This window comes from Halobacillus dabanensis (assembly GCF_900114165.1).
Lineage (GTDB): Bacteria > Bacillota > Bacilli > Bacillales > Halobacillaceae > Halobacillus > Halobacillus dabanensis.
This window is the reverse complement of record NZ_FOSB01000001.1, coordinates 169,421-185,890: the sequence shown is the minus strand read 5'-3', so window position 1 is coordinate 185,890 and position 16,470 is coordinate 169,421. Positions and strand designations below refer to the sequence as shown.

Genomic DNA, 16,470 nt, shown 5'->3' with positions numbered 1-16,470 from the left:
AAGAATCCTCCCCTCGTTAATCAACAAATTCAAATTCATAATCAAGCAAACGTACGGTATCGCCATCTTTAGCTCCGCGTTTTCTAAGTGCTTCGTCAACACCCATGGTACGCATCTGCCTTGCAAACCTATTAATGGATTGGTCTCTTGAAAAGTCGGTTCTCTTGAATAAAGATTCAATCTTCTCTCCATATAAGACATATGCTCCATCATCGGCACGTGTCACTTTGAATGGTGCTTCTTCTTTCTCATACTTATAGATAACCCGTTCATCTACTTCTTCCACTTGCTCTTCTTGTTTCGGAATTTGATCCAGTTTATCTGCAACAGCATATAACAATTCATCCAAACCAGCCCTTGTAACTGTAGAAATCGGATAAATCTCTACTTCTTCATCCCCGAGCTGCTCTTTGAACAGTTCCAGATGCTCTTCTGCTTCAGGCATGTCCATCTTGTTCGCTACAACAATTTGTGGACGATTTTCTAAACGTTGATCGTAAGAGGACAATTCATTATTGATGGTTACATAATCTTCATAGGGGTCTCGTCCTTCCATTGCTGACATATCAATAACATGTAACAATACCCTGGTTCGCTCGACGTGTCGCAAGAACTGATGTCCAAGACCTACACCTTCATGGGCCCCTTCAATTAGTCCTGGCAAATCTGCCATAACAAAACTACGCTGATCCTGAGTTTCTACGACACCTAAGTTCGGGGATAATGTTGTAAAGTGATAATCCGCTATCTTAGGTTTAGCTGCAGTCACGACCGATAAAAAGGTTGACTTACCAACACTTGGAAAACCGACCAATCCTACATCTGCTAACAACTTCAGTTCGACAACAATATTAAGTTCTTCACCCGGTTCTCCATTTTCTGCAATTTCAGGAGCTGGGTTTCTCGGGTTGGCAAAACGGGCATTCCCTCGTCCCCCACGGCCTCCTTTTGCAATGACAGCACGTTGTTTATGTTCTGTTAAATCAGCGATCACTTTATCCGTATCTGCTTCTTTGACAGTGGTTCCTGGAGGTACACTCACAACCAATGCTTCAGCATTTTTACCATGCTGCTTCTGGTTCATTCCATTTTCCCCTCTAGCAGCTTTAAAGTGGTGTTGATAACGAAAATCCATCAATGTATTGAGTCCTTCATCCACTTCAAAAATTACATTACCGCCATTTCCACCGTCTCCGCCAGCTGGTCCGCCCATTGGAACATATTTTTCTCGACGGTATGCAACAAGACCGTTCCCGCCATCTCCGCCTTTGACAAATACTTTAACCTGATCGACAAACATGTCTATTCACCTCTTCATTCTATCGTCATCTCGATAGAAAGTTCTTTGCTTTCAAAAATCGTTGCTATGAAACCTTCTTCATTCAATTTCTCTTTCAAAAGACCGGGATCGTGGAATAAACCTTCCCACTCCCAGCTCAAACCTAGTGTATCCTGTCCACCTACGTATATAGTAAGTATACCCTCATATAAATCTTCGTTACCTATATGTTCATCCAGGATTTCAATCATCCGTTTACCATAAGCAGTCAACTTCTGATCATGACGGGATAAATCAACTTCATTTCTAATAAAGTATCGAAGCCGATATGCTTTATGTACCCAATTGAAAGCTAATAACCAGAGAGGGAAAAGTAAGGCATCGCTATTTAATAACTTGCGCTCTTCTTCCGCTTCTTCCTTCACCTCTTCGATTTGCGAGAGTAACCGATCCTGTTTTCCAAGTGAAGCGTAACCTTGGATTAATTGAATTTGATTCATCCAGTCATGACGCTTATGCCTGAGTAGCGCAATGATATCTTTTTCTTCCATCATTTCAGCTCCCCCGTTCAACTATAATAATAAAAATTATAGCAAAGATTCAAGGAAACAAAAAACTTATTCTTTAAAAAGTCCTAAAACCGAACTGGCTCCTACCACTATACCAAATCATTGGAAAATACCCACCTACTTAGATATTGTTGGGATAGTGAAAACCACGCACCTTCTGTTGGTATCTAAAGCTTACAAGTAACACCTAAATTTGGATGAATCATATAGAAAAGCCGCGCTTTTGCTAAATGAAAAGCGCGGCTTTTTGCTAAAGGCTTATTGAATTACGCTTCCTGTGCTACAGGATAAACGCTGACTTTTTTACGGTCACGTCCGTAACGTTCGAATTTAACGACACCGTCCACTTTTGCGAACAATGTGTCATCGCCTCCACGTCCAACGTTCGCACCTGGATAAATCTTAGTACCGCGTTGACGGTAAAGAATAGAACCACCAGTTACTTGTTGTCCGTCTGCACGTTTAGCTCCAAGACGTTTAGACTCGGAATCACGACCGTTTTTTGTACTACCTACACCCTTCTTCTGGGCGAAAAACTGCAAATCAAGACGCAGCATGAGTCTTCACCTCCTTATCGTTGGGATATGTTAATATATTGTCCGTAATCTTGTTCAATCGTTTCTAAGGACACCAGCATGCCTTCTAGTAAGGTTTGGGCTTTCGAATGAATGAGTTCATTCAATCCGCCTGGAAGAATGATTTTCAAATATCCACCTTCGCCACCTTGCTCGACATCAGGTTCAAATCCACAAAGGTTCACAATGGCGTTGACAGCCCCGAATGAAACAGCCGAAACAGCTGCACACACTAGATCATGACCATAAGGGCCACTCTCCGCATGTCCGGATATTTCAAAGCCTGTAATATCTCCTTGTGAGCGAAACATCGATACATGTATCATCAGTGACGAACCTTACGCGTTGATTGCATCAACGACAAGTTTCGTGTATGGCTGACGATGACCTTGTTTGCGCTTGTAGTTCTTTTTAGGCTTGTATTTGAAGACAGTCAATTTCTTCTGAAGACCTTGTTTTTCAACTTTAGCTGTTACAGAAGCACCATCAACGTAAGGAGCGCCCACTTTCGTTTCATCTCCACCTACGAAAAGAACTTTGTCAAAAGTGACAGATTCACCAGCTTCTACGTCCATTTTTTCAACGTAGATCTCCTGGCCTTGTTCTACTTTTACTTGCTTACCACCAGTTTCAATAATTGCGTACATACTTGCACCTCCTCATTAAACTCAGACTCGCCATTCAGGTACCGGAAAATCGGTTTAAAAACCTGTTCTGTGCGGTTGTAGCAACGGAGTGCTACTAGAATAACAAAATAATGTTACCACAGATCAAAACAAGTTGTCAACATGATATCCGCGACGCTGAATAGCTTCCCGGATCATGTCCAAAGACCCTTCAAGCTCTATTTGATAGCCATGGATATCAGTATCCATCCTAACAAACAGCTCCTGTGGAATTTTACTAGAAATCGAATCGGAAAGCAATCGTTTTTTCGTTTCTAATAAATCTGGATGAACGGCGATTAAAACCGCTTCAGAATTTCTTTTCTCTAAAAGATCCCGCTCTAGCCTGTAAAGATTCGTTTCAGCTGTGAATCCAATCTCTTTGACTTCGATTAATGAAGCTGCAAAGCCTTGCCATTCTCGTTTTCTTGTCATCTCCATCAAACCTAAGGAAGTCATTCCAAGTACATCTGTTCTTATGGGATCATTCTTCACAAGATGTTTCATTTCTGCCAGAAGGCGTTTTTCTTTCTCGCGGCTCTTCATAGAGATAAAATCGATAATAATAATCCCTGATAGATTCCTCAAACGGATCTGTTTTTGGATTTCTCTTGCTGCAAGAAGATTGACTTCGAAAGCTTGAGAATTAGAAAAGCTTTTTCCTTTGACCTGATGACTATTAACATCAATAACAGTCATTGCTTCTGTGTTTTCAATCACTAATTGGACACCATTGTCCATTTCTACCACAGATTTTGTCAATTTCTCTTGCAGCACGGAAATCGATACAGGTAAATGACTTGAAACGTTTTTCTCCCACTGAATACGGGGGGATAACGAAGGATACTTTTCCCTTAAATTTCTTGAGACCGTAGGATCATCGACCATAATTCCTTCTATGGAGGTGACAGGGAACTTACGAATCAACTTGTCGGGGATGAGTTGTTCTTCCCATAAAAGTTGGGGCTTTTTTGGTTTACTTTTTTCTATGTCTTCCCACTGTGCTTTCAAGACTCGGACTTCCTCCGTTATTACTTGCTTGTCCTCAGTGCCAGCAGCAGTTCTTACGATAGCACCTTCCGATTCAGAAAGCTCGGATTTCAACAAACCTTCAAGCTGACCACGTTTTTCTTTCCCCAGTTTCTTCGAAAGCGCGATATTCCCTTTCGCATAAGGCTGATAAACAATATAGAGACCTGGTAATGTTATGTCAGCCGTCGCTTGTGCTCCCTTATTCCCGATCGGTTCCTTTGTTATCTGAATCGCCATTTTTTCCCCAATGACTAAAGTAGAATCAATCTTTCCGTCACACCACGGAATCTCCTCTTTCCGCAAAAAAGCAGGACGCTCTTTCCCAATATCGACAAATGCTGCTCCCAAACCTTTATCGATTCTGGTCACTTCCCCATAAAAAATAGACCCCGTAAGTGTGCGGACTCCGGGCCTGTCAAATACATATTCACAAATCTCCTCATTCTCTATGACTACTCCTGTTTTCTCTAAAGGTTTTGTTTGTATGACGAGCTTTCTCATCTAATCCCTCATTATATAGCAATTTCAGGAATGTCCTTCATCTTCAGATGGGCATCTTTTTTTTCAAAGAAGGCCTTCAGACATTCTTGTTCATCTACTATATATAATGGAGACGCTTGTTTCAATACATACTTATGATGACGGTTCGAGCGGACATTTCCCAACACATCGCGAACCATTGTATCTTGATTGATATTTATATACTTTGTCTTCAGTCCTTCTCGATTTTGATAAGCACAATAAAGTAAGTATCGCATTTGAGTATAAGGACGGCGCTTCCACTCCAGAGCATTCTCAATGAGCAAGAATGCTGTCAGCAAAATCGTAGCAAGTGTCCAGCGTTCATCTAAAAACAACCAACATCCAGCCAGGATCATAAACATAATCGATAGAAAGAGTGTCAATAATAGACTTTTTTTAAAAGACAGCCAACAATTAGACAAGTAAAATAAAAGCTTGCCACCATCGAGCGGCCAAATCGGTAACATGTTGAAACCGAGAATAATACCATTATACAAAAATGCTGTAGAGAGCAACGAATGTGATCCCACAATCGTTTCAAGTACAATCAGCAACCCATAGATCCATATATGTTGCAAAGGACCTGCCAATATTACCAGCACCTGTTCATGGAAGGGTCTAGTGTTATGTTCTTCACTCACTACAGCGCCGCCGAAGAGCCAGATTTCCATTCGCTTCACTCGCCAACCATGAAAGCAAGCCATAAGAAAGTGACCCATTTCATGAATGAAAACGATAGAAAACAGGACAATGAATTCATAAATTGCACCTGTCAAAAAAGCAGAAAGAGCAAGCAGAAAAAAGAGGGGGTGTATATGAACCGCCTTATGGATTTTAAGGTCCTTCATTCACTTTGATGACCTGTACAGGATCTAAGAATGTATTGTCTTTTTCGATTGCGAAGAAAAATTCAGCATTATTCCCCTCTTCTGCTTTTACTGTCCCTAAACTGGCTTGTGATGGAACGTTTTCATAAAGGTAAACATCTATAGAAGACAAATAACCATACGTTGTTTTACTTCCATCCTCATGTTGCAAAATTACGGTTTTCCCTGATTCAGGGTCATTCCCAGCAAAAATAACAGTTCCTTCACGCACAGAATTGACTTCCGAACCATTTTCTGTTGTTAAAATTATCCCTTTACCATCGTTCTGGAATGATGTGGTTACTGTGCCATTGACAGGCATAGCCAGGGGTTCTTGTCCCACCTCTTCTTTTGGCTGGATGACTTGTAAGGGGTCACCAAAACGATCACTATACCAGGCAGTGACTGTGGCAAAAGGAAAATCCTCTTGCATTTTCGTCGCCGTCCAATCAGCAGGGCCCTGAATGATCGGCATGTCCGTATTTTTACCAAGAGCAACCATAGCAAATAATAACGCGGCAAAGAAAATCTGCAATCCAAAATGACTTGTACCACTTTCTTGTTTAAGATCAGACCCGCTTTTATTTCCAAACCCTGTAACTAAAGGAGGATAACCATGCATTTCTTCATCTTGCGGTGGAGAAATTACTTTAGGAGGACTAGAACCCTGTCCATGCATTTTTTTCTTTTTTCGATCGGCTATATTTCTTCGAACGTCACGAATATTCTTTTTCACAAACAAACCCCTCTCTTGACGTCTTTTTCTATCATTCTATGGGACGAGAGGTCTGATTATTAATATTAAAAATAATTGCGCTTGATCTTTTAATTATTTCAAGGAGATGGAATTTCGCTATAATGACGGGTATGAGGAACATTCGGATTGTCCATTATACAGGGTTCTTTCTATAGAACTACTAAAAAACCTGTCATGAGTCATGACAGGTTAGAAAGCTTTATATTATGTGCGCATTCCGAAGAACCGCTTCACTTTGGCCAACATTCCACGTTCTTCATTCAAATTCATAAGCGGGACCGTTTCGCCTAGAATCCTTCTAGCTATATTACGATAAGCAAGAGAGGCTTTCGAGTTCGGTTTCATCGCGACAGGCTCACCACTGTTAGATGCTTTGATAACAGCATCATCATCAATCACAATCCCTAACAAATCGATCGACAACACATTAACAATTTCATCAACATCTAACATGTCACCATTTTTCATCATATGATTTCTAATACGATTAATGACAAGCTTCGGAGATTCCATCTCTTCTTGTTCCAGTAGACCAATGATACGATCAGCATCACGCACGCTTGATTTTTCCGGGGTTGTCACGACTATCGCTTTATCTGCACCCGCTACGGCATTTTTATACCCTTGCTCTATACCAGCCGGACAGTCGATAACAACGTAATCATAATCTTGTTTTAATTCATCGACAATTCCTTTGATACCTTCTGGGGTAACCTCTGATTTATCAGAAGTTTGGGCTGCCGGTAATAAATGAAGACAGTCGAAACGCTTATCCGTAATTAAAGCTTGCTTCGTCTTGCAACGCTCGTTAACTACGTCGACGATATCATATATGATGCGGTTTTCAAGCCCCATCACCACATCCAGGTTTCTGAGACCGATATCAGTATCAACAAGACAAACTTTCTTCTTCTGCAAGGCCAAAGCGGTCCCCAGATTGGCAGTAGTTGTCGTCTTTCCAACCCCTCCCTTTCCGGAGGTAATTACTATCGCTTCACCCATTGATCATTCTCCTTTCAAAACTGACAAGATCCGGTCTTTTCTTCACTACTTCTTGAAGTCGGTCGATGCGGATCTTTCCATGCGAATCATCTATAAATCCGCATTCCATATAGACGCCTTCTGATTCATAGTCCGGTGATCGGCTCAATTGATCAGCGATTCTTAATTGACTGGGTTGCATATAAGACGCTGCAATTACCGTCTGGGTGTTCCCGCCAGTCCCGGCGTGAGCGATCCCTCTTAAACTGCCCATAACAAAAATGTTACCGGTGGCATGGATTTGCCCCCCAGGGTTTACATCTCCGATTAAAAGCAAATCCCCTTTTATTTCAATCCGTTGGCCTGAACGGACTGTTTTTGCCACAGGTGTTATTTCCGTATTCTCTTTCCATTCAAGAGCTTCTTCTTTCGTCAGTACGTCAGATTCAATCTGTTCGACAACTAGTTTTTGTTTTTCTCTGACAACGGCAGAAAGCTTCTCCTTTTGTTCCTCATTTAAATAACGATTGCCAAGCTGAATCGTCACACGAATCATCGGGTGTTCTTCAGTCAAGCCATTCATAGATAGTTGTTCTTGTAATTCTTTGAGGATGGATTCAAACGAGCATTGGTCATCCAAATGCAAAGTAAGCCCATCTCTAGTTCCTTTAATCATTACCTTCTGACCATTCGCCGTCATAGGCTTTCACCCCGAACCTTAGACATTTCCAACTAATTAAACATTACTTACTTGCTCAGACCAATCGTGAACTCGCTCTTTCACCAATGGATATAAAAGGATAAAGAAAATCATATTTGCCGCAAGTGTAGGTAATAATCGCAATAAACCATAATCGCCCCACGTCATTGATGTAATCTGGACGAACGAATAGATGACATAAAGCATGGTATCAGCAAGTGTCACACCTACAATTGCCAACAAAGACGCTGCAAGGAAATTCGCGTGAACGAGTTTATTCAATCCATGAATCACGTAAATGACAAGTGTATAGGTAATCATATACACACCTAAAACGCCTGTATAAATTACATCAACCAACAAGCCGAACGCAAGTCCATACCAAACCGCGTTATAAGTCTCATCTTTGTCATAAAATACCGCAATAATCATTAGGAAAATTAAAACCCAATGAGGGGTCATAAGTAAATCCGAATAGACAAGGCTGGCAGGAAGCATACTCATCGCCATTCCTTGCATGATGAGCAAAAAAAGGCAGATAAGTGCAATCTTGTACCTGCTCATGATCCATCTTCCTCTGGTTCGTTCTCTGTGTCGATCGTTTCTACGGACCTGTCGACGACCATTACATGATTGATGTCAAAAAGGTCGGCAAACGGCTCAATATAAGCTGTTTTAGTAAGACCGAATTGGTCATTGACTACATCTTCTACTGTACCGATCCTCAAGTTGCTGGGGAAGACTCCTCCCAGACCAGAAGAGATGACAGTGTCCCCCTCCTTAAGTTCTTCGTCCAACTTGATTCCTTCAAGAAGAAGTTGCCCTGTTTCATCATCATAGCCTTCAATCAACCCAAAGACCTCGTCTTCATTTTCATCTTCTCTGACGACCCAAGCAGAAATTTTGTTCGAACGGTCAAAGCCACTTAGAAGTTGGACGGTGGAATGGAAGGCACCGACGGATTTTATTTTCCCTATCAAACCTTCGCTCGTCATGACCGCCATATCCTTCTCTATTCCATGTTCCTCCCCTTTATTGATTGTCATCTGTTCAAACCAACGATCGGAACTTCTGGCAATGACAGTCGCCTGAGTAGGTGAATAATCGCTCAACCCCTCTGTCTTATCAAGAGTATCACGTAATTCATTATTTTCCTTCGTGAGTCTCTGATTTTCTTGAATGACCCCTTTATATTCAGACAATCGTGCTTTCAACACTTTGTTTTGTTCATAAACATCAAACATATCATGAATGTTTTCAATCGTACCATCCACAAGACTAACTGGCTTATGGAAGACTGTCTGCATCCAGCCGACAGCATCTTGCAAAAATTTCTCTGGAGTGCTTAACGAATCACGGTCCCGAATCGAAAAGCCAATCAGTGCTACAAGCACAATAAAACCTATTAATACAATCACCAGTCTTTTTCTACGGAATAATGAAGGCATAACGTTTCATTTACTCCATTTTAGCTCGACTTGCTACATTCGGTTGCGATCGGAAATGATGGATGTACTCCAACGACTTCCCTGTTCCTATCGCTACACAATCAAGAGGGTTATCGGCAATAAATACTGGCATGTTGGTTTCGTCACTGATGACTGTATCAATGTTTCTAAGTAGTGCGCCGCCTCCGGTAAGTACAATTCCGCGTTCCATAATGTCAGCGGCAAGCTCTGGAGGGGTTTTTTCTAGCGTGTTTTTGACCGTTTCGATAATAGAATCAATCGTATCTTTCATGGCTTTGACGATTTCATCACTCTGAATGGTAATGGTTTTCGGTAAGCCGCTTAATAAGTCACGGCCTCTAATATCCATTTCGTCCACTTCTGTGACTTCTCCTGCCCCACCTAATTCCATTTTCACTTCTTCTGCTGTACGTTCTCCAATCATTAGATTGTACTTCTTCCGTACATGTTGAATGATGCTATCATCCATTTCATCTCCAGCAATTCGAATCGATTGACTTGTTACAATTCCTCCGAGAGAAATAATCGCAACTTCGGTCGTCCCTCCACCGATATCAACCACCATACTCCCAGTCGGCTCCCAAACTGGAAGACCAGCACCAATGGCAGCGGCGAATGGTTCTGCTATTGGATAGGCTTCCTTAGCACCCGCTTGTTTCGTAGCATCAATAACCGCACGCTCTTCGACCATGGTAATTCCAGAAGGAACACAAACCATGACATTTGGTTTGCTCGCGAAAGAAGATCGTGTTTTCAATGCTTTTTTTATATAATACTTCATCATTTGCGCGGTCGTATCATAATCAGCGATCACGCCATCTTTCATCGGTCGGATGACATTTATGTATCCCGGTGTACGACCAATCATGTTCCGGGCATCGTTTCCTACCGCTTCAATTTCACCTGTTTGGCTATTTTTTGCAACAACCGAAGGCTCTCTTACGATAACCCCTTTATTTTTCATAAACACAAGTGTATTCGCAGTACCTAAATCAATTCCTAAATCTTGAGAGAATCCAAAAATCCCCAATAATATCTTCCTTTCTAAGAACCCGCTTTTGAGGCGGGGATAGCCGTCCATATAATTTCTTGATTAGAAGAAGCGCCTATTTATAAGGTTTCCCATAAATGGCGCTTTTCTTTTTCATCTATTCAATTATACGAAAAATCATCAAAAATAGATAGTGTTACAAAATCATATGTTCAACTTTTTACACATTCGACCAATTTCACTAATAAAAGAGTACTTACAATACTCCACAAACAGCCCCCTTGTTCTACTTACCCACCTGTTAAATCCAATACCGTCGGTTTCCCAAGTATGAAAAAACTAAATAAGTCCATATAAACTTATTACTATCATTCAGCCACACCCATATAACACAATTAACTGATACGAGAATTTCTACACTTATCATTTGTAAAAGGAAAAAGGTGCCTCCGTTCAAATACGTAATTTGCACGAAAACACCCTAAGAATTAGAGTTTCAAAATTTCCGGAGTAAACTTTGTTATATTTTTACACAGAAGACAAATGCGCTTTCACCCTAAGCGTGTGGTGAGTTTTCAGGAATATTAAAGATAACCCTTTTCTTTCAAGCTAATAAATTTTCGATCACCGATCACTAAATGATCCAGTAATTCAATCCCGATCATCTTCCCACATTCTTTAAGCCTGCGTGTTACTTGGATATCTTCCTGTGATGGTGTGGGGTCTCCTGAGGGGTGGTTGTGGGCACAAATGATGGAGGCAGCCGATCGTTTCACAGCTTCTTTATAAACCTCCCGAGGATGGACAATCGAAGCATTCAAGCTCCCAATAAAAATCGTTTGCCGATGAAGGACTTGATTCTTAGTATTCAGAAATAGACAGATGAAGTGCTCTTGTTTTAAGTCACGCATCTCTTCCATGACAAAATCCGCCCCATCTTCTGGACTTCTGATCATATATCTTTCCACAGGCTTCATTTTCTGCATCCTTTTTCCCATTTCAATCGCAGATAGAAGAAGGACTGCCTTAGCAACTCCTATACCTCTGATAGCCGTCAATTCTTCAATGGTCGCATCTTTCAGCAACATTATGCCCTCAAAATGAACAAGAAGCCGATTAGACAACTCCATCACAGATTCCTTCTTTGTACCACTTCCAAGGAGAATTGCAAGTAATTCCTGATTAGATAAATGGGACGCTCCTAAGTCAATCATTCGCTCCCTTGGCCTGTCCTGTCTTGGGACATCTTTGATCATAATACTTGTGTGTGACAAATTTTCGCACCCTTTCCTCACAAGTCCCCATGCGAAGGCGGGCTAATCAGAATAAATGCCCCATTGACTCAGTTCCCTGGACAATCTCGAAATAGGCAAACCTACCACACTATAATAATCGCCATGAATTTTCTCTACAAAAAGGGCACCTCTCCCTTGAATCCCATATGCCCCAGCCTTATCCCAAACCTCTCCTGTTTGAATATAAGTTTCAATTTCTTTCTCTTTGAGGGGATAAAAATGTACATCAGTCGTGACATAAAACGTCTGGGACTCTTCTTCGGTGCGGATACATACACCCGTATACACTTGATGAACCTGTCCACTCAATCTACTCAAATAGTCTTTCGCTTCCGGAACATCTTCCGGCTTCCCGAGGATCTTGCCGTCCAAAACGACTACCGTATCTGACGTAAGCAAAACTTCATCTGCCGTAATAGTGACTGCTTCTGCTTTCAAACGAGAAAGATGCAGGACTGCTCCTTCCGGAGACATGCCCTCTTCAATGATCTCTTCTGCAGAAGACGGCCTCACTTCAAAGGTGTAACCTGCTAAGTCCAACAATTCTTTTCTTCTCGGGGACTGGGACCCTAAAATCAATTGTTTCATCCTTCCTACATCCTTTCTTCCCATGGGGCTGTTTATATATTACTCTATTTCTCGTTATTAAAGGATTCGGCAAAATCCGATATTTACACCTTCCATAATGAGAAAAAGGAGTATCCATTATAGGATACTCCTTTTTTCTATTTTATCCATTATCAATTTCTCCATTGTAAAGATATGCTGGTTTTTTTGAAGGATTCACAAATTAAAGGAATACTCTTCCAACGCGTAACCTGATCAACAACTTTGTTATGAGGCTTGCTCTACTCTAACGATTGTGTGACACGTAACCAGTTAATATTTGTATCATCCTGGGATTCCCATTCGCTCAAAGCCTGGCCAAGAGATGTATCAGCACCGACTTCTTCCATCACCTCTTGCCTTTTACCTTCTGACAAATCTCCCATTGCATGAGTTTCGATTGGCGTTTTAAGCCCTGATGGAATTTCCTTTTGCGTCTTCACAGAGAATGGCTTTACATACGTGTCAATACTTTCTTCTGCTAAACGATCTGAAATCATTTCTGCTTCCTGCTTACTAGCAGCACTACCGACAAATAAAAAGTACTGACCATCGCGCTTCCAAATGACAGAAGGAATCAGTTGTGCCGTCAACCTACTTTGCCACTCTTTTGCTTTACCCTCCGTAGAGAAAGCTCCTGCTTGGACGATATACGAATCAAATGTCTGAGGTGTGCCATCGGGCAATTGAGTGGTCGACCCTTCCTCATTTGAACCCTCCACCGCTGATTCTGTATTCGTTTCGGATGAACCTGTAACAGGGACGGTTTCATTTCCTGTAGCAGTCTGGTCTGTTAGGGAAACGAACATTCGCAACAATAAAAACCCAATCCCTAAACTGACGAATAACGCGGTTAACGCAGTGGTAATTAAAGGCCGGACAGGAGCATTAGACACCCTTTTCTTTTTATGAGGCAACTTATACACAGGGGTCGTCGATTGCTCATCTTCTTTATGCTTTTCCACCGCTGCTGCTTGCTCCTTTTGTGTTCGAACAACTTCATGTTTTGTGTTCTGGTGGTCCTGGTCCCGGAATGAGATTGATATCTTGTTCTTGGAATCCATAGTTTGATCACTCCTGCAAGGTTTGTCCCAACCCTATCACAGGAGATTTAAAAACATCGCTGAAATTTGTCAGTACTACTTCGACAATTTCAGCTTACAATTGACTTTGGTTTCTTTTTAATTTTATCGCTCTTCCTTTTCATAATCTACATTATGATAATTACTATATAAAATCCATGAATACTTAGTTTATTTTCTGGAGTCTGAAACAGAACAGGTTATGAAACAAAACATGATTTCTTACTTTCTCCTACATGAAAAAGGTAGTAAAATATAGCTCCAAGAACTTGGAACCATACAAATAACTAACCATCGCTGCCAGCACAATAAATGGACCGAAAGGAAACGGGTCTTTCCTTCCAATAATTTCGAGGGCAATTAAAGTAAGACTAACGACCGTGCCAATTAAAGTAGCTAAGAACAAGGTCAACAAAGTGAGCTTGAAACCTAATAGGATCCCTAAGACCCCTAATAACTTCATGTCTCCTGCCCCCATCCCACCTTTACTTATTAAGATTATTGCCAGGATTATTCCTAATCCAGCTAATGCGCCTAAGATAGAGTCGAACCAGGGGTGTAGCGGCTCGAGGATGCGATATATGGTAAAGCAGATGGTAAAGAAGAGGAGTAAGGGGTTGGGTATGATCATGTATGCCAAGTCGCTAACTGTCACAATGACAGAAAGAGATATCAATAAACAAGCCCCTGCGAAAGATAACGATGGACCAAAATGGATGTAAGCAAGCAAGAAAAAAAACCCCGTACTTACCTCCACCAGAGGATAAGTAATCGAAATAGGATGCTGACAATTCCTACATTTACCTTTAGAAATGACATAAGAAAAGAGCGGAATAAGATCTCTTGCTTGAAGGGAGATGGAACAGTGGGGACATGAAGAACGTGAGGTAGTGAAGGAAACTCTTTTAGGTAAGCGTAGACCGACAACATTAAAAAATGAACCTAATATTATGCCGGTGACAAAAATATAAAGTGGGATAATTAAGTACATGTTTCTCTCCTTGAGGATTATTATGACTACTTTTTCGGGGTCCTTAATGAGGTTATTGGTGGGAAAGAAAACTCCATGAATCTACTGGGAAGGAAAATAATAACTTTCAAATGGGCGAATTCAAGCCTCTAATTCTTTTGAATTGTATGAGTGTTACAATTCAAGTACATCGAAAACATTCATTGCCATCTCCCTATTTAACAACTAATCAAAAGTTTTACTCTTGTAACACTCAAGCCCCCTTTACAATTCCCTTACAATTAAAACCTTTGTCAATCGTACCTAGTTATGTCATGTATACAATATAAAAATTATAACGTAAATATAGGTCTTTGTCCTGTCATAATTCGGTAAATTACTTACAAAAAACAAAAGCTGTCCAATACTTTTCATTGGACAGTTTGAATTATTTCATTATAACTGGCGACTTTATCCCTTCCTCTTTGCTTCGCTCCCAAATACATCGCCCTATCCGCCTGACGTATTAAATCAAGTGCTTCTTCACAATGGTCAGGATAAGTGGCTACACCGATACTTGCTGTGACAGAGATCGGGATAGGTTCAGGTGTATTATTCATATGTTCATAAGAAATAAATGGTCGCTGGATAAGGCTTGTACGGATGGAATAAGCAACCTCAATCGCTTCCGTTTCATCAGATCCCGGTAAGAGGAGGACAAATTCTTCTCCACCATAACGTGCCAATGTTCCCTGAGTTCCTACAACTTCCTGAAGGCGTTCTGCTAACGATGCAAGAACTTCATTCCCACTTTCATGTCCGTATGTATCGTTCACCTGTTTAAAGTGATCGATATCTAATAGAATCAGTGAAATTGGCTCTACTCTCTGTTCTTTTTGCCACGAATCGAAAACGTTCTCCAGATGATCTTCGAAATATCTGTAATTATATAAACCAGTAAGGCCACAACGCTCACTTTCTTCTTTTGTCTTTTCGTAGTGACGGGCATTATCGATCGCTACCCCTAAGTAGTTACCAAGAATATTCAAGATCATAAATTGGAATTGGAAAAAAGCGTGCTTTCTATTGGAAAAAATAGTAACAATCCCTACAATATCATTATTTCTTTCAATAGGAACCGATAATACACTTTCTCCTCGGCCTGGTGTATAACGATTTTCTAAATGCGACCAGTCTGCTTTCTTTTTATAAAACACACTTCCTCCTTTACTCCATGTATTCCCGCTGATGCTTTGACCCTTCGAAAGTTGTATATTTGGAAAATCGATTTCATTCGACCGATCAAAGAATCTAATCAACTTCATACGATTAGCAGAACATACATCATACACGTATATGTAATCGACAGGAAGAAGTTCACTTAGCCGTTGGACGAAAATATCCAGCACTTCTTTTACTCCGAGCTTCCCGGTTAATTCATGTCCAATAATACTCGTCTTCTTCAAATAATCATTGATCAGTTTGCTATTATGATAAAGCATCAACATACCTGAAATAAATACAAATGGAATCCCTACAAAAAAGATGGCACTCAAACCGTATTCCGCAAAGACTATGTATAGAATAAGCCCGATTGGCAGAACCAGACTGGCGGTTAATAAGTCCCAGAAAAAACCGGAATCAAGCCACTTCGCTTCTTTCTTATAAAGAAATCTGGAAATAAGCTTGATAGAGAATTGGTTAAATAAAATTTGAAATAGGACATAGGAAACGATCGGTATTACATCGGTTATGCTATCTACAGCAGTTTCACCATGGGTACCACCCAAGGCATAATAGATACTTGCCGAACCGACGGAGATCATAAGGAACATAATAAGATTGATAGGTAATCGGTGTAAATCGGTTTTCCCTATTCTCATCTTAGCCATAAGCACAAAGATTGCTGCTTGGCTTACGATGATTTCTATAAATAATCCATAATACAAAAATACCGCAAAAGCGATTCCCTGGGTGAAGAATACAGGATTATCCCCGACTTGTAGTGGAAAAAGAGCTACAATTGCAGCGAGGATGATGAAGGCTATGATTTCAGTCCTGTCCCCCCCCTAATGTAGGGGTCAACCAAACATATAACAAGTACAAACTGGTAGGCCAAACCGCTCCCCACG

At 40.9% G+C, this 16,470-nt stretch carries 18 protein-coding genes and 1 other annotated feature; all 18 genes read right to left on the bottom strand.

What is annotated here, in order from left to right:
* Positions 1-16: 16 nt before the first annotated feature.
* The 18 genes from obgE to BMZ58_RS00810 all read right to left on the bottom strand — a co-directional run bounded on the left by obgE (position 17) and on the right by BMZ58_RS00810 (position 16,230).
* Positions 17-1,300 (bottom strand): GTPase ObgE, encoded by a 1,284-nt coding sequence (gene obgE, locus BMZ58_RS00895; RefSeq protein ID WP_075034676.1) that lies wholly within the window; start codon positions 1,298-1,300, stop codon positions 17-19.
* Positions 1,301-1,314: 14 nt separating this feature from the next.
* Entirely contained in the window at positions 1,315-1,830 is a 516-nt protein-coding gene (locus BMZ58_RS00890) for a Spo0B domain-containing protein (RefSeq protein ID WP_075035079.1), read from the bottom strand.
* 284 nt (positions 1,831-2,114) lie between these two features.
* Positions 2,115-2,405, bottom strand: coding sequence for a 50S ribosomal protein L27 (gene rpmA, locus BMZ58_RS00885; protein ID WP_075034675.1), 291 nt, complete (start codon positions 2,403-2,405; stop codon positions 2,115-2,117).
* A gap of 14 nt (positions 2,406-2,419) precedes the next feature.
* Entirely contained in the window at positions 2,420-2,749 is a 330-nt protein-coding gene (locus BMZ58_RS00880) for a ribosomal-processing cysteine protease Prp (RefSeq protein WP_075034674.1), read from the bottom strand.
* A gap of 12 nt (positions 2,750-2,761) precedes the next feature.
* Complete coding sequence (gene rplU, locus BMZ58_RS00875; protein WP_075034673.1) at positions 2,762-3,070, bottom strand: 50S ribosomal protein L21; 309 nt, start codon at positions 3,068-3,070, stop codon at positions 2,762-2,764.
* Between the two features lie 13 nt (positions 3,071-3,083).
* Positions 3,084-3,157 (bottom strand) — a sequence feature (ribosomal protein L21 leader region).
* A gap of 36 nt (positions 3,158-3,193) precedes the next feature.
* A complete protein-coding gene (locus tag BMZ58_RS00870; RefSeq protein ID WP_075034672.1) occupies positions 3,194-4,621 on the bottom strand; it encodes a ribonuclease E/G in 1,428 nt (475 codons plus the stop codon).
* Between the two features lie 11 nt (positions 4,622-4,632).
* The gene (locus BMZ58_RS00865; protein ID WP_075034671.1) at positions 4,633-5,490 is read right to left on the bottom strand and encodes a site-2 protease family protein; all 858 of its coding nucleotides are present in this window, start codon (positions 5,488-5,490) and stop codon (positions 4,633-4,635) included.
* Complete coding sequence (locus tag BMZ58_RS00860; RefSeq protein ID WP_075034670.1) at positions 5,477-6,244, bottom strand: M23 family metallopeptidase; 768 nt, start codon at positions 6,242-6,244, stop codon at positions 5,477-5,479. The genes BMZ58_RS00865 and BMZ58_RS00860 overlap by 14 nt, the downstream gene beginning before the upstream one ends.
* 225 nt (positions 6,245-6,469) lie before the next feature.
* Positions 6,470-7,267, bottom strand: coding sequence for a septum site-determining protein MinD (gene minD / locus BMZ58_RS00855; protein WP_075034669.1), 798 nt, complete (start codon positions 7,265-7,267; stop codon positions 6,470-6,472).
* On the bottom strand, positions 7,260-7,946 hold the full coding sequence (gene minC, locus BMZ58_RS00850; RefSeq protein ID WP_075034668.1) for a septum site-determining protein MinC: 687 nt from the start codon (positions 7,944-7,946) through the stop codon (positions 7,260-7,262). Before minC ends, minD begins: the two co-directional genes overlap by 8 nt.
* Before the next feature lie 36 nt (positions 7,947-7,982).
* A complete protein-coding gene (mreD, locus tag BMZ58_RS00845) occupies positions 7,983-8,510 on the bottom strand; it encodes a rod shape-determining protein MreD (protein ID WP_083412464.1) in 528 nt (175 codons plus the stop codon).
* On the bottom strand, positions 8,507-9,394 hold the full coding sequence (mreC, locus tag BMZ58_RS00840; protein ID WP_075034666.1) for a rod shape-determining protein MreC: 888 nt from the start codon (positions 9,392-9,394) through the stop codon (positions 8,507-8,509). The genes mreD and mreC overlap by 4 nt, the downstream gene beginning before the upstream one ends.
* Positions 9,395-9,404: 10 nt before the next feature.
* Positions 9,405-10,445, bottom strand: coding sequence for a rod shape-determining protein (locus BMZ58_RS00835; RefSeq protein ID WP_075034665.1), 1,041 nt, complete (start codon positions 10,443-10,445; stop codon positions 9,405-9,407).
* A 545-nt stretch (positions 10,446-10,990) separates the two neighbouring features.
* Positions 10,991-11,662: a RadC family protein gene (gene radC / locus BMZ58_RS00830; RefSeq protein WP_075035078.1), complete on the bottom strand. Its 672-nt coding sequence runs from the start codon at positions 11,660-11,662 to the stop codon at positions 10,991-10,993.
* A gap of 60 nt (positions 11,663-11,722) precedes the next feature.
* Positions 11,723-12,289 carry a Maf family protein gene (locus tag BMZ58_RS00825; RefSeq protein WP_075034664.1) on the bottom strand — a complete coding sequence of 189 codons (567 nt, stop codon included), beginning with the start codon at positions 12,287-12,289 and terminating at the stop codon, positions 11,723-11,725.
* 260 nt (positions 12,290-12,549) lie between these two features.
* Positions 12,550-13,371, bottom strand: coding sequence for an SPOR domain-containing protein (locus BMZ58_RS00820; protein ID WP_075034663.1), 822 nt, complete (start codon positions 13,369-13,371; stop codon positions 12,550-12,552).
* A gap of 250 nt (positions 13,372-13,621) precedes the next feature.
* Positions 13,622-14,380 carry a prepilin peptidase gene (locus BMZ58_RS00815; RefSeq protein WP_075034662.1) on the bottom strand — a complete coding sequence of 253 codons (759 nt, stop codon included), beginning with the start codon at positions 14,378-14,380 and terminating at the stop codon, positions 13,622-13,624.
* 389 nt (positions 14,381-14,769) lie between these two features.
* Positions 14,770-16,230, bottom strand: coding sequence for a sensor domain-containing diguanylate cyclase (locus BMZ58_RS00810; protein WP_139207267.1), 1,461 nt, complete (start codon positions 16,228-16,230; stop codon positions 14,770-14,772).
* Between the last annotated feature and the right edge of the window lie 240 nt (positions 16,231-16,470).